Source organism: Sphingomonas changnyeongensis (genome assembly GCF_009913435.1).
GTDB classification, from domain to species: Bacteria; Pseudomonadota; Alphaproteobacteria; order Sphingomonadales; family Sphingomonadaceae; genus Sphingomonas_B; species Sphingomonas_B changnyeongensis.
Genome location: NZ_CP047895.1, coordinates 1,990,524 through 2,003,669 on the forward strand (window position 1 = coordinate 1,990,524; position 13,146 = coordinate 2,003,669).

Annotated in this window: 16 protein-coding genes; 10 read left to right on the top strand and 6 right to left on the bottom strand. The window is 69.0% G+C overall.

The features are described from left to right. Positions 1-70 precede the first annotated feature (70 nt). The gene (locus GVO57_RS09820; RefSeq protein WP_160592990.1) at positions 71-397 is read right to left on the bottom strand and encodes a PilZ domain-containing protein; all 327 of its coding nucleotides are present in this window, start codon (positions 395-397) and stop codon (positions 71-73) included. Positions 398-604: 207 nt separating this feature from the next. On the opposite strand from GVO57_RS09820, the gene pgi reads away from it, so the two are divergent. The 4 genes from pgi to era are packed head-to-tail and all read left to right on the top strand — an operon-like array spanning position 605 to position 4,483. Continuing rightward, the gene (gene pgi, locus GVO57_RS09825; RefSeq protein ID WP_160592991.1) at positions 605-2,095 is read left to right on the top strand and encodes a glucose-6-phosphate isomerase; all 1,491 of its coding nucleotides are present in this window, start codon (positions 605-607) and stop codon (positions 2,093-2,095) included. 47 nt (positions 2,096-2,142) lie between these two features. Then, a complete protein-coding gene (gene lepB / locus GVO57_RS09830; RefSeq protein ID WP_233281324.1) occupies positions 2,143-2,931 on the top strand; it encodes a signal peptidase I in 789 nt (262 codons plus the stop codon). After that, positions 2,928-3,593 carry a ribonuclease III gene (rnc, locus tag GVO57_RS09835; RefSeq protein ID WP_160592992.1) on the top strand — a complete coding sequence of 222 codons (666 nt, stop codon included), beginning with the start codon at positions 2,928-2,930 and terminating at the stop codon, positions 3,591-3,593. Before lepB ends, rnc begins: the two co-directional genes overlap by 4 nt. Beyond that, on the top strand, positions 3,590-4,483 hold the full coding sequence (era, locus tag GVO57_RS09840) for a GTPase Era (protein WP_160592993.1): 894 nt from the start codon (positions 3,590-3,592) through the stop codon (positions 4,481-4,483). The genes rnc and era overlap by 4 nt, the downstream gene beginning before the upstream one ends. A gap of 25 nt (positions 4,484-4,508) precedes the next feature. Here era and GVO57_RS09845 read toward each other — a convergent pair whose 3' ends face one another. The 4 genes from GVO57_RS09845 to purC all read right to left on the bottom strand — a co-directional run bounded on the left by GVO57_RS09845 (position 4,509) and on the right by purC (position 6,983). Continuing rightward, positions 4,509-5,210: a Crp/Fnr family transcriptional regulator gene (locus GVO57_RS09845; RefSeq protein WP_160592994.1), complete on the bottom strand. Its 702-nt coding sequence runs from the start codon at positions 5,208-5,210 to the stop codon at positions 4,509-4,511. After that, positions 5,210-5,878, bottom strand: a complete 669-nt coding sequence (purQ, locus tag GVO57_RS09850) for a phosphoribosylformylglycinamidine synthase subunit PurQ (RefSeq protein ID WP_160592995.1) — start codon at positions 5,876-5,878, stop codon at positions 5,210-5,212. The genes GVO57_RS09845 and purQ overlap by 1 nt, the downstream gene beginning before the upstream one ends. Before the next feature lie 14 nt (positions 5,879-5,892). Beyond that, positions 5,893-6,123, bottom strand: coding sequence for a phosphoribosylformylglycinamidine synthase subunit PurS (purS, locus tag GVO57_RS09855; RefSeq protein WP_160592996.1), 231 nt, complete (start codon positions 6,121-6,123; stop codon positions 5,893-5,895). Positions 6,124-6,206: 83 nt separating this feature from the next. Further along, positions 6,207-6,983: a phosphoribosylaminoimidazolesuccinocarboxamide synthase gene (gene purC / locus GVO57_RS09860; protein WP_160592997.1), complete on the bottom strand. Its 777-nt coding sequence runs from the start codon at positions 6,981-6,983 to the stop codon at positions 6,207-6,209. 344 nt (positions 6,984-7,327) lie between these two features. Between purC and GVO57_RS09865 the strand changes: the two genes are divergently transcribed. After that, the gene (locus tag GVO57_RS09865; protein ID WP_160592998.1) at positions 7,328-7,822 is read left to right on the top strand and encodes a hypothetical protein; all 495 of its coding nucleotides are present in this window, start codon (positions 7,328-7,330) and stop codon (positions 7,820-7,822) included. Next, complete coding sequence (locus tag GVO57_RS15625; RefSeq protein WP_407695728.1) at positions 7,822-7,902, top strand: hypothetical protein; 81 nt, start codon at positions 7,822-7,824, stop codon at positions 7,900-7,902. Before GVO57_RS09865 ends, GVO57_RS15625 begins: the two co-directional genes overlap by 1 nt. Before the next feature lie 192 nt (positions 7,903-8,094). On the opposite strand, the gene GVO57_RS09875 is transcribed toward GVO57_RS15625, so the two are convergent. After that, positions 8,095-8,616, bottom strand: a complete 522-nt coding sequence (locus GVO57_RS09875) for a CAP domain-containing protein (RefSeq protein ID WP_160592999.1) — start codon at positions 8,614-8,616, stop codon at positions 8,095-8,097. Between the two features lie 105 nt (positions 8,617-8,721). On the opposite strand from GVO57_RS09875, the gene GVO57_RS09880 reads away from it, so the two are divergent. From GVO57_RS09880 to GVO57_RS09895, 4 genes are read left to right on the top strand one after another with little or no spacing between them, the layout of a single operon-like run. Continuing rightward, a complete protein-coding gene (locus GVO57_RS09880; RefSeq protein ID WP_327785514.1) occupies positions 8,722-11,085 on the top strand; it encodes a xanthine dehydrogenase family protein molybdopterin-binding subunit in 2,364 nt (787 codons plus the stop codon). After that, entirely contained in the window at positions 11,072-12,076 is a 1,005-nt protein-coding gene (gene hemH, locus GVO57_RS09885) for a ferrochelatase (RefSeq protein ID WP_160593000.1), read from the top strand. Before GVO57_RS09880 ends, hemH begins: the two co-directional genes overlap by 14 nt. Before the next feature lie 55 nt (positions 12,077-12,131). Next, positions 12,132-12,854: an acetoacetyl-CoA reductase gene (phbB, locus tag GVO57_RS09890; protein ID WP_160593001.1), complete on the top strand. Its 723-nt coding sequence runs from the start codon at positions 12,132-12,134 to the stop codon at positions 12,852-12,854. Between the two features lie 7 nt (positions 12,855-12,861). Further along, complete coding sequence (locus GVO57_RS09895) at positions 12,862-13,107, top strand: ribbon-helix-helix domain-containing protein (protein ID WP_160593002.1); 246 nt, start codon at positions 12,862-12,864, stop codon at positions 13,105-13,107. Positions 13,108-13,146 lie beyond the last annotated feature (39 nt).

Genomic DNA, 13,146 nt, shown 5'->3' on the forward strand with positions numbered 1-13,146 from the left:
AGGCCTGGGCGGGCTGTTTCGGAGCTAGTCTTCGGCGCTGCCGGATGTTCCAACCCGGCCTGAACCTTGGCTAGCGCGCGTCGCGGACCAGCGCGCCCAGCAGGTCGAGATAGGGCGCAAGGTCGATCATCTGTTCGAACTGGCAGCCCACGCGTCCGCCCAGTGCCCAGCGCACATCGGCGCGGATCTGGCCGACCACCGGCAGGCGCAGCGTCATCCAACTGCCGGGCGCAAGCGCCGCTTCGGTGCGCGCCATGAAGCCGGTAGCCGAGATGTTGACGATCTGGAGCCCGAACGACAGGCCGGCATCGTCGGTCGCGCGGGTCCGGTAATAAACATCGTCGCGCGGGGATTCCCGGCGGTTGAGGTTGAACGCGGCGCGATATCCTGCGGCCAATGGTCGACCCTCCGGCGTGACGGGTTGCGACGCGAGTTATAGGGCCGCGGGCGTTAACTGGGGCGCAAGGAACGGGCTTAAGGGAAGCTTGCGCGCTCGCTCCGGGGCTTGCGCAGCAGTCGGGTGATTGGTCCGCTTGCACATGGCCGGGGCGGGGTAGAGAGGGCAGGCCGCCCGCGCGCCGGGCCGAACAAGGGGGAATGGACAATGCAGGCGCCCGCCTGGCCGACCGAGACCAAACGCCACACGCTGGCCGAACTGTTCGCTGCCGATCCCGAACGGGTCGGGCATTTCGCGTTCGAGGCGGCGGGGCTGTATCTGGATTTTTCCAAGACCCATCTCGACCGCGATCTGGCGGCGCGTTTCCTTGATTTCGCCGCCGGGCGCGGGCTGGGCGCGGCGCGGGATCAGCTGTTCGCGGGCGCCGCGATCAACAGCAGCGAGGGCCGCGCCGCCGAACACAGCGCCGAGCGCGGCGAGGGCGCACCCGAAAGCGTGGCACGGGCGCGCGGTTTCCATGCGCGGATGCGCGCGCTGATCGACGCGATCGAGGCCGGCGCGCTCGGCCCGGTGCGCCATGTGCTGCATATCGGCATCGGCGGATCGGCGCTCGGCCCCGACCTGCTGGTCGATGCGCTGGGGCGCCACGACAGCCAATATGATGTCGCCGTCGTGTCGAATGTCGACGGCGCGGCGCTGGAGGCGGCGTTCAGCCGGTTCGATCCGGGGGCCACGCTGGTCGTGGTCGCGTCCAAGACCTTCACCACCACCGAGACGATGCTCAACGCCGCCTCGGCGCTCGCCTGGCTGGCCGAGGCCGGGGTGGAGGATCCCTATGGCCGCGTCGTCGCCCTCACTGCGGCACCCGATAAGGCGGTCGCCTGGGGCGTCGATGAAACCCGTGTGCTGCCGTTTTCGGAAAGCGTCGGCGGGCGTTATTCGCTGTGGTCGTCGATCGGCTTTCCCGCCGCGCTGGCGCTGGGCTGGGAAGCGTTCGAGCGGCTGCTGGAGGGAGCGGCCTCGATGGACCGGCATTTCCGCCTTGCCCCGCCGGAACGCAATGCGCCGCTGCTCGCCGCCATTGCCGACCAATATTATGCCCAGCTGCGCGGCTGCGAGACGCGCGCGGTGTTCGCCTATGACGAGCGGCTGCGGCTGCTGCCTTCCTATCTCCAGCAGCTGGAGATGGAATCAAACGGCAAGCGCGTGACGCCGCAGGGCGTGGAACTGTCCTGGCCGAGTGCGGCGATCACCTGGGGCGGCGTCGGCACCGATGCCCAGCATGCGGTGTTCCAGCTGCTCCATCAGGGCACCAGGCTGGTCCCGGTCGAGTTCGTGGCGGTGGCCGAGCCGGGCCATGCGCTCGATCCCGCGCATCACCGCGCGCTCCTGACCAATTGCTTCGCGCAGGGCGCGGCGCTGATGGCCGGGCAGGCAAGCGACGATCCGCAGCGCGCCTATCCGGGCGACCGGCCGTCGGTGACGATCCTGATCGACGATCTGACGCCTGAGGCGCTGGGCGCGCTCATCGCCTTTTACGAGCACCGCACCTTTGCCAATGCGGTGATGCTGGGGATCAATCCGTTCGACCAGTTCGGCGTGGAACTGGGCAAGGCGATCGCCCGCCGGATCGAGGCCGACGGCCCGACTGGCTTTGATCCCTCCACCCAGGCGCTGCTGTCGCGGGCGTTCGACTGAATGCCGCGGCGGGGGCTGGCAGCGGGCGGGGACCGCCGCTGAAACAGGTGATCAGGCGCGCCCGGCCGGGTGCGGGCGGCGGCCGCCGGTTTCTCGTCTTTCTTGCCCAGCTGGCGCTGGCCGTGGTCGCGGTCCGCAGCCTGGTGGCCGCGCCCTATGCGATCCCGTCGCCCTCGATGATGCCGGCGCTGTTGCCCGGCGATTACATGATCGCCACCCGCTATCCCTATGGCTGGTCATGGTTCAGCCTGCCCGGCGGGGCGGCGCTCGGCGAGCGGGCGTTCGGCGGCGGGCGGCTGGCCGGGCGATTGCCGGAGCGCGGCGACGTCATCGTGTTCCGGTCGCCCGCCGATCCGGCGCGCGATCTGGTCAAGCGGGTGATCGGCCTGCCCGGCGACCGCATCGCGCTGAGCGGCGGGCGGCTGGCGCTCAATGGCGTGCCGGTGCCGCAGACGCGCCTGCCCGACCTGTCGGTGCCGGTCGGCGCGGGGCGCGACTGTCCGCAGCTGAGGCGGCGGATCGTGGGCGGCGTGCTGGTGTGCGCCTATATCCGGCACCGCGAGACGCTGCCGGGCGGGCGGCGGCATGACGTCATCGCGCTCGACCTGTCGGCTGACGGGGCGTGGACGGTGCCGCCGGGCCATGTGTTCGTCATGGGCGACAATCGCGACCAGAGCCGCGACAGCCGCACCCCCGCAATCGGCCCGGTGGCGGTGGCGCGCATCACCGGTCGGGCGGAGCGGGTGCTGATGTCCTTTCGTGCACCGGGGGACTGGCGAAGCCCGGCAAGCTGGCGCAATGCGGTGCGATGGGAACGGATCGGACAGCAGCCATGACCGGGCTTGAGGACTGGATTGCGCGCACGCTCGGGCGCGCGCCGCAGACGCTCGCGCTGTATCAGCGCGCGCTGACCCATGGCAGCCGCGAGGAGCCGGATTATGAACGGCTGGAGTTTCTGGGTGACCGGGTGCTCGGCCTCACCATCGCCCGCTGGCTCTATGACCGTTTTCCCGACGAGCCGGAGGGCAAGCTGTCCTGGCGGCTCAATGCTCTGGTGTCGGGCAGCGTGTGCGCCGATGTCGGCCGCGAGATCGGCGTTCGCGTCCATCTGCGGCTGGGCAAGCAGGCGCGCGACGATGGCGCGGCCGACAGCGACAATATCCTGGGCGATGTCGTCGAGGCGCTGATCGGCGCGCTCTATCTCGATCATGGCCTGGACGCCGTGGACGCGTTCATCCGCGCCCGCTGGGAATCGCGGCTCGACCATCAGCAGCGCGCGCCCCGCCATCCCAAATCGGCGTTGCAGGAATGGGCGGCCGCCCATCGCCGCAAGCCGCCCGTTTACGAACAGGTCGAGCGGTCCGGCCCGGAACACGCGCCGCGCTTTACCGTGCGGGTGACGGTGCGCCATGCCGGGGAGGCGACCGGCACTGGCGCGTCCAAGCAGGAAGCCGAAACCGCCGCCGCCCGTGCTTTGCTGGAGATGCTTGAGACATGACGGAAAGATGCGGCCTCGTCGCCGTGGTCGGTGCGCCCAATGCGGGCAAATCGACGCTCGTGAACGCGCTGGTCGGCCAGAAGGTCGCGATCGTCAGCCCCAAGGCGCAGACGACGCGCACAAGGCTGATGGGCATCGCCATCGCAGGCGAAAGCCAGATCATGCTCGTCGACACGCCGGGGATTTTCGAGCCGCGCCGGCGGCTCGACCGGGCGATGGTGCAGGCGGCCTGGGGCGGCGCTGCCGATGCCGACGTGATCGCGCTGATCGTCGATGCGCGCGCCGGGCTTGGCCCCAAGGTGATGGCGATTGTCGAGGGGCTGAAGGCCCGGCCCGAGCCCAAGGTGCTGGTGCTCAACAAGGTCGACATCGCCGCCAAGGACAAGCTGCTCGTCCATGCCGCGCGGCTGACCGAGGCGCTGGCCTTTGATGCCGTCTACATGGTGAGCGCCGCGACCGGCGACGGGGTGGCCGATCTGAAGGCCGCGCTTGCCGCGCACATGCCCGAAGGGCCGTGGCATTTCCCCGAGGATCAGGTGTCCGACGCCACCGACCGGATGCTGGCCGCCGAGGTGACGCGCGAGCAGCTCTATCTCCAGCTTCATGCCGAGCTGCCCTATGCGAGCGCGGTCGAGACCGAACAATATCGCGAGCGCGATGACGGCTCGGTCGAGATCCATCAGCAGATCCTGGTCGCCCGGCCCACCCAGCGGGCAATCGTGCTCGGCAAGGGTGGCCAGCAGATCCGGACGATCGGCGAACGCTCGCGCACCGAGCTGGCCCGGCTGCTCGGGCGCAAGGTGCATCTGTATCTGCATGTGAAGGTCAAGGAAGACTGGGACGAGGATCGCGGGCTTTACCGCGATATCGGGCTCGACTGGGTCGACTGAACGGACGTTGGAGAAGGGCGGCGGCTCAGCCGGTCGCCGCCGTCCGCAAGGCGTCGGGGTCCGTCACCTCAAGCCCGCGCAGCCCGATCCGGCGCACCGCGCCCATCGCTTCCAATGCGGTGAGCTGGCGGCTGACCGTCTCGATGGTCAGGCCGAGCAGCGCCGCCATCTCGCCGCGCGTCAGCGGCAGGTCGATCCGGCGGACATCACCGGGCCGGGCGGGAATGCACGCCGATTCAAGGAACATCAGCAACAGGCCCGCCACCCGCGCCCGCGCGTCGCGCCGCCCGATCAGGTCGATGAGGTCGCGGGCGCGGTCGAGCTGGGCGCTCGTCGCCCTGAGCAGCCGGTCGAGAAAGGCGGCATGGCCCTGCATCTCGCGCGCGATGACGTCGCGCGGGAACAGGCAGATTTCGCTGTCGGCAAGGGCGGTCGCCGTGCAGTCGATCGCGGTTGCAAACATCCGCGCCATGAAATCGGCGGGATGGACAAGTGCCACGATGCGCTCAACGCCCTCGCTGTCGATCCGCGCCAGTTTGAGCGCGCCCGACACCAGGGTCGCGCAGGCGATATTGTCCTCGCCCGCCAGGAACAGGGTTTCGCCGCGCCGGATCGTCCGCCGCCGTCCGAGCCGGGCGAGAGTCTGCCGCTCGCGCTCGCCAAGCCCGGCGCACACGGCGACATCGCGCACCGGGCAATCGTCGCAGCCCAGCGGGTCGTGCGCCATCAGGCGCCCACCGTCTCCAGCAGCCCTTCGAACAGCCGGCGGCCATCGGTGCCGCCATGCGCGGCCTCGGTCCGCCGTTCGGGATGGGGCATCATGCCCAGCACATTGCCGCGTTCGCTGACAATGCCGGCAATGCCGCGCGCCGAGCCGTTGACCGGCTCTGCATAGCGGAACGCCACCCGGCCTTCGCCTTCCAGCCGGTCGAGCGTGGCGGCATCGGCGTTATAATTGCCGTCATGATGGGCGACCGGCACGGTGATCGTTTCGCCCGCGCGGTAGCCGCTGGTGAAGGGCGAGGCCGTCTGGCCGACGGTCAGGGTCACGTCGCGGCAGACGAAATCCAGCCCGGCATTGCGCATCAGCGCGCCCGGCAGCAGCCCGGCCTCGGTCAGGATCTGGAAGCCGTTGCAGATGCCGATCACCGGCACGCCGCGCGCCGCGGCCTCGGCAACCGCGCGCATCACCGGGCTGCGCGCCGAAATCGCGCCGCAGCGCAGATAGTCGCCATAGGAAAAGCCGCCGGGAATGCCGATCAGGCCGATATTGGCCGGCAGTTCGGTTTCGCGGTGCCAGACCATCGCCGGTGCCCGGCCGGTCACGTCGCGGATCGCGACGGCAAGGTCACGGTCGCAGTTGGAACCGGGGAAAACGATGACGGCGCTGTTCATGCCCGGCCCGCCCATCACAGCCGCTCGATGCGGTAATTCTCGATCACCGTGTTGGCGAGCAGCTTCTGGCACATCGCCTCAATGTCCTGATCCGACGTGCCATCGGCCAGATCGAGTTCGATCAGCTTGCCCGCGCGCACATCCTCGACACCGGCAAAGCCGAGCCCGGTCAGCGCGTGGTGGATCGCCTTGCCCTGGGGATCGAGAACGCCGTTCTTGAGCGTGACGAAGATACGGGCTTTCATGACTGCGCGCCTTGCATTGGGAAATCGGGGATCATGTGCATGATGCGCCGGCCCTATGCCGGGCCGGCGCGGGTCCTGCAAGCTCAGCGGCCGCGCCGCTTGCGATGCGATTCGAGGTCGAGCACGGCATTTTCGCCTTCGGGCATCAGCCCCAGCCGCCGCGCCACTTCCTGATAGGCCTCGACCTCGCCGCCCAGATCGCGGCGGAACCGGTCCTTGTCGAGCTTTTCGCCGGTTTCCATGTCCCACAGCCGGCAGCCATCGGGGCTGATCTCGTCGGCCAGGATCACGCGGCTATAGTCATTGTCCCAGATCCGCCCGAACTCCAGCTTGAAGTCGACCAGGCGGATGCCGATGCCTGCGAACAGGCCGGACAGGAAATCATTCACCCGGATCGCCATGTCCTGGATGTCGTGCATCTCGTCCTGGCTGGCCCAGCCGAAACAGGCGATATGTTCTTCCGACACCAGCGGATCGCCGAGCGCGTCATCCTTGTAATAATATTCGATGATCGTGCGCGGCAGCTGCGTGCCTTCCTCGATCCCCAGCCGCTTGGACAGCGTGCCGGCGGCGACGTTGCGCAGCACCACCTCGATCGGAATGATCTCGACCTGGCGAATCAGCTGCTCGCGCATGTTGAGCCGCCGGATGAAATGGGTCGGCACGCCGATCTGGCCGAGCAGGGTGAAGATATGCTCGGAAATGCGGTTGTTGAGCACGCCCTTGCCGCTGATCGTGCCCTTTTTCTGGGCGTTGAACGCGGTCGCGTCATCCTTGAAATACTGGATCAGCGTGCCGGGTTCGGGGCCTTCATAAAGGATCTTGGCCTTGCCTTCGTAGATCTGGCGGCGCCGGGCCATGGGCAGAAGCTCCTTTGACGCGCGCGTGGCGCGGAAATAAAGCCGCCCCGGCGCGCCGGTGGGCGGGCGCTGCCGAGGCGGGATGACGGGGCTATAGCCAATAGGGCGGCAGCGCGCAAATGACCGGGTAAGCGGCACCCGCCGGCCCGATCGCGCAGATGAAGGCCGCACGCGGAAATGATCGGGAATGATCTTGTCGATACGCAAAAGGATCGCCACGCGGCGCGGAATCCGCTATGGAAGGTCGCAAACATGGTTAAGCCGTCAGTAACGCTGACATTCACCATAAACGACACTTAAAACATTTACCTGCCTGTGTAAGAGCAGGGTCCAGGGAGTCGAACATGTTGAAAGAGATCATCGCCTCGAACACGGCAAAGCTGATTGCGGCCTGTGTGTGCCCGGTGGTCGGCACTGCGGCCGTGACCATGGGGGTGCCGAAGGTGCGCCAGGCGGTGCACCGCGCGACCGCGCCGGCCCAGCCGACCCGGACGGCGCGGGCCAAGCCCCGGGTTCGCACGCCTGCCCAGGCGGCGGTGACGCCGGTGGGCGCGGGGATCATCTGCCCCGACCCTGTCGTGATCACCAGCAACCCGCTGGTCACGCCCTTTGCCAACCCGATCGCGCCGGTCGCGAGCGCACCGGTTCGGCCCGATCAGGTGTCGTTCGCGCTGCCCAACCGCCCTTTTTTTCCCGGCGGCCCGAATCCGGGCCTGTTCCCCGGCAGCCCGCCGCCTGAAGGTGGCGATCCGACCAACCCGCCGCCGCCCGCACCGCCGCCCCGCCGGGCGTCGATCAGCCGCCGCCCATTCCAGAGCCTGCGACCTGGGCGCAGATGATGATCGGCTTTGGCGTCGTCGGCGGCGCGACCCGCATCGTCTGGCGGCAGCGCAAGGCGCGCGAGCAGGCGGAGGCCTGAGACCCGGAACCGGTGTTATTGATCGAATGGAACAAACGGCCCGGTTCCCCCGGGCCGTTTTTTTTTTATCGTGGGCGCGGGCGAAGATCAGCGCATTTGCAGGCTGCGGGCCGATGCAGCCGGATCGGCCACCGCTCCAGTGATCATCGAAGGGGGCGGGCAGCGGGCGGTGACCGCCACCTGCGGGCGGGATCAGACGACCTGCTGGCCCATCACATTGCCGCCCTGGCTGTAACGGCAGACGAGGAAATCCTCGTCCTCGCCCCGGGCGATGGCGCAGCCGACCTTGCGCGTTTCGCGCCAGATCACCTGGGTGTAATGGCCGACCCGGTCCAGATCGCCGCTGCGCGACACGGCGGGGAACACGCCGGGGCGGTAATCCTGCTTTTCCGACAGCCACAGCCCGACCATTTCCTCGGGCGCCCATGCGCCGCGCGTGCCGGCCCACAGATTTTCGCCCTGCACCTCGGGATCGGTCGGATCGGCGCGCGAATGCACGAAGCTGTTGGTGGCGGCCAGCGCCTCTGCCCAGTTGGCGGCATCGGCGGCGAGTTGCGCATCCCATTCGAGCGGCGGCACGCCGATGGCCGCACGCTCACGGTTGTGCGCCGCGAGCAGCCGGTCCTCGAGACGGGACAACCGGTCACTGTTCGCCGCGACAAGGGGCGACATCAGTGCGAGCAGCGCGGCGAGGCAGGCGCGGCGGTTCGGCATGCCCTGGGCGTAGCGGAAAGAGGTTAACGGCCCTGCAAACGGTGATGGTGAACGGCCCGTTAAGATCCGGCTGCTGCCGGTGGCCGCGCGATCATCCCGCCGCGCATGATCAGGCAGTGGCGCGTCGCGATGGGCTTGGCTATCAGCCGGGCGATGTGGCGGAACGAGACAGGCTCCGGCAAGGCCGGCGGGCGCGGGCTGGCCGGTCTTGCCCGGCTGAAGGGGCTGGCCGGGACCGATGGTCCGGGCGGGGGCGAAGGGCTGACGCGCCGTCGGCTGCTGGTGGCCGGCGGGCTGGGCCTGGGGCTGGCCGTCGGCTGGACGGCATGGCCGCGCGAATATCCGCTCAACATTCCGCTCGGGCCGGGCGAGCTGCTGTTCAACGCCTATGTCCGCATCGCCGAGGACGGGCGGGTGATCGTGGCCATGCCCCAGGCGGAAACCGGCCAGGGTGCGTGGACCGGCCTTGCCCAGATCGTCGCGGATGAACTGGGCGCGGACTGGCGGACGATCGCGGTCGAACCCGCGCCGATCCACCCGCTGTTCGCCAATCAGCGCTTCATTGCCGATCTTGCCGCCGAAGTTGGTCGTGCGCCCGCCGGGCTTGCCGATGATTTTGCCCGCCGGGCGGCGATCATGGTGACGGCCGGATCGACCAGCGTCAGGATGTTCGAGGTGCCGATGCGCCTCGCCGCCGCCGCCGCCCGGGCGCAATTGTGCGCCGCCGCCGCCGCCCGCCTGGGCGTAGAGGCCGATCAGTGCGACACGCGCGGCGGATTTGTGGTGGCGGGCGACCGGCGGCTGCGTTTCGGCGCGCTTGCCGCCGATGCCGCCGGCTTCGAACCGCCGGCCGAACCGGTGCTCAGGCTGACCAGCGACAACCGGCTTGCCGGCCGGGCGCTGCCCCGGCTCGACAGCCCGGCCAAGCTCGACGGATCGGCAAACTTCGCCGCCGATGTCCGGCTGCCGGGGATGGTGTTTGCGGCTCTCCGCCAGCCGCCGCTCGGCGGTGGGCGGTTGATCGGGGTCGATCTTGCCGCAGCCGATGCGGTGCCGGGCGTGGTCGCGGTGGTGCAGACGCCCGGCTGGGTGGCGGCGGTCGCGACGACAGGCTGGGCCGCGATCCGCGCGGTCGATGCCATGCGCCCGCGTTTCCGCATCGACGGGCCGCTCGCCGACGACCGCGCCATCGGCGCGGCGCTGGCCGACGCCTTGGCAGAGGGCGGCACCGCGCTGGTGCGGCGCGGCGATCCTGACACGGCGCTGGCCGCCGGGGTCACGCTCAGCGCCGATTATCAAGTCGCCCCGTCGCTGCGTGCGCCGGTCGAGCCGGTGGCGGCGACCGCGCATTTTTCCGGCGGGCGGCTGTCGCTGTGGCTGGCGACGACCGCGCCCGAGGCGGCGCGCCAGGCGGTTGCGGCGGCGCTCGATCTCGATCCGCGGGCGGTCATCATCCATCCGATGCCAGTCGGCGGCGCGACCGGGCGGGGCATGGAGGCCGATGCCGCGATCCAGGCGGCAAAGCTCAGCGCGCGGCTGAAACGGCCCGTGCAGCTGCAATGGGGGCGGGGCGAGGATCTGCTGCACGATCCCTGCCGCCCGGCGGCGCGGGCGCGGCTGGTGGCGCGGGTCGAGGGCGGGCGCATCGCCGGCTGGCGGGCGGCGGTGGCGGTGCCCGATTATGGCCGGGCGGTGGCCGCGCCGCTGCTCGCCGGGCATGGTGTCGCCGCCGCGCTGGTCGCGGGCGGGCCGGACCGGTTCGCCATTGCCGGCTCCGATCCGCCCTATCAGATCGGCAATGTCGAGATCCGCCACCATGCCGCCCCGGCGCCTTATCCGATCGGCTATCTGCGCGGCGGCGCGCATGGCTATGGCTGTTTCTTCACCGAGAGCTTTGTCGATGAACTGGCGCGGGCGGCGGGGATGGACCCGTCGACCTTCCGCATGGCGATGCTCGGACAGTCGCCGCGCCTCGCGCGCTGCCTCGCCACGGCGGCGACGCTGGCTGGATGGCAGGGCGGGGCAGCGGGCACCGGGCAGGGGCTTGCCTGTCACAGCGCCTTTGGCAGCCATGTCGCGGTGATCGCCGAGGCGCGGGTCGAAGGACGCCGTGTGCGCATCGACCGGCTGAGCGCGGTCGTCGATGCCGGGCGGATCATCAACCCCGACATCGCCCGGCAACAGGTGGAAGGCGCTTTGCTGTTCGGGATGGCCCAGGCGCTCGGTGCCTCTGCATCGTTTTCCGGCGGGCGCATGACCGCGCAGCGGCTGTCCGATCTGGGGCTGCCGCGGCTTGCCGACACGCCGGAAATCAGCATCGAAATCCTCGACAGCGAGGAGGATCCGGGCGGGATCAGCGAACTGGCGGTGCCCCCGTTGCGCCGGCGATTGCAAACGCCCTGTTCGCGGCGACCGGACGCCGCTATCGGACTCTTCCAATCCGAACGGAAGGTGCATGAGGCCGACTGACCATCCCCCGATCGCGCCCCGCCGCGTGGGCGTGCTGCTGATCAACCTCGGCACACCCGATGCGCCGACGGTGCCGGCGGTGCGCCGCTATCTGGCGGAGTTCCTGTCCGACCGGCGGGTCGTCGAGATTCCGCCGCTGATCTGGCAGATCATCCTGCGCGGCTTCATCCTCAACACCCGGCCGCAGAAATCGGCCGAGGCCTATCAGCTGGTGTGGACGCCCGACGGGTCGCCGCTGGCCGCACTGACCAAGCGCCAGGCAGACGGGCTGGCCGGCGCGTTCGGGCCGGACGTGATCGTCGACTGGGCGATGCGCTACGGCAATCCGTCGATCGAGGACCGGCTGCGCGCGCTCAAGGATCAGGGCTGCGAACGCATCCTGTTCGCGCCGCTCTATCCGCAATATTGCGGCGCGACGACGGCGACCGCGAACGACAAGGCGTTTGCCGCACTCGCCCGGCTGCGCTGGCAGCCCGCGATCCGCACGCTGCCGCCTTATTATGACGATCCGCTCTATATCGCCGCGCTCAAACAGTCGCTGCTCGACGGGCTGGCGCAGCTCGATTTCGAGCCGGAGGCGATCGTCACCAGCTTTCACGGCATGCCGCTGCGCACGCTGGAGCTGGGCGACCCCTATCACTGCCACTGCCAGAAGACCGCGCGGCTGCTGTCCGAAGCGCTGGGGCGGCCGGTGCGGGTGTCGTTCCAGTCGCGTTTCGGCCGCGCCAAATGGCTGGAACCGGCGACCGACGAGGTGCTGGAGGCGCTGCCCGAACAGGGCGTGCGCCGGGTCGCGGTGATCGCGCCCGGATTTTCGGTCGACTGCATCGAGACGCTGGAAGAACTGGCGATCCGCGGCCGCGAGGGTTTCGAGGAAGCGGGCGGCACGCACTTCGCCTATCTGCCGTGCCTGAACGACAGCCCGGTCGGCATGGATTTCCTGCGCGCTTTACTTGCGCGTGAACTTGAAGGCTGGGTGAGCGCCGCCTAATCCCTCTGAGAAGCCTTGCATAAATGAAGTCTTCAATGACGGGGAGAGGGATCAAATGGCGCGTGTGGCGATCGTAACCGGGGGAACGCGGGGCATCGGCGAGGCGATCAGCCTTGCGCTCAGGGATCAGGGCATGACCGTTGCGGCCAATTACGCCGGCAATGACGAAAAGGCGCGTGCCTTCACCGAACGCACCGGTATCCGCGCCTATAAATGGGACGTTGGCGACCATCAGGCCTGTCAGGACGGGGTGGCGCAGGTGGCCGCCGATCTCGGCCCGGTTGACGTGCTGGTCAACAATGCCGGCATCACCCGCGACGGCACGATCCTGAAGATGACGCTCGACATGTGGGAAGAGGTGATCCGCATCAATCTGGGCGGCTGCTTCAACATGGCGAAGGCGGTGTTTCCGGGGATGCGCGACCGTAAATGGGGCCGGATCGTCAATATCGGCTCGATCAACGGCCAGGGCGGCCAATATGGCCAGGTGAACTATGCCGCCGCCAAATCGGGCATTCACGGCTTTACCAAGGCGCTGGCGCAGGAAGGTGCGCGGTTCGGCGTGACCGTCAATGCACTCGCGCCCGGCTATATCGATACCGACATGGTCGCCGCCGTGCCGGCGGACGTGCTGGAAAAGATCGTCGCCAAGATCCCGGTCGGCCGGCTGGGCCAGGCGCATGAGATTGCGCGCGGCGTCGCGTTTCTGTGCTCAGAGGATGCGGGCTTCGTCACCGGATCGACGCTGTCGATCAATGGCGGCCAGCACATGTATTGACCGCGCGATGACGGCCGGACCGGTCAAGCGGTCGATCACCATCGCCGGTCATTCGACGTCGATCAGCCTCGAGCCCGTTTTCTGGACGGCGCTCGAGGCCGCAGCCGTGCAGGCATCGCTGCCTTTGTCGGCGCTCGTTGCCCGCATCGACGCGCAGCGGATCGCCGTCGCCGATCCTCCCAATCTTGCCAGCGCGATCCGCGTCTGGCTTTTTGAACGGGCTATGGCCTCTGCGCCCGCCCATTCCAGCTAGGAACCCTTCGATGCGCGTTCTGACCCATTTCCTTCTTGC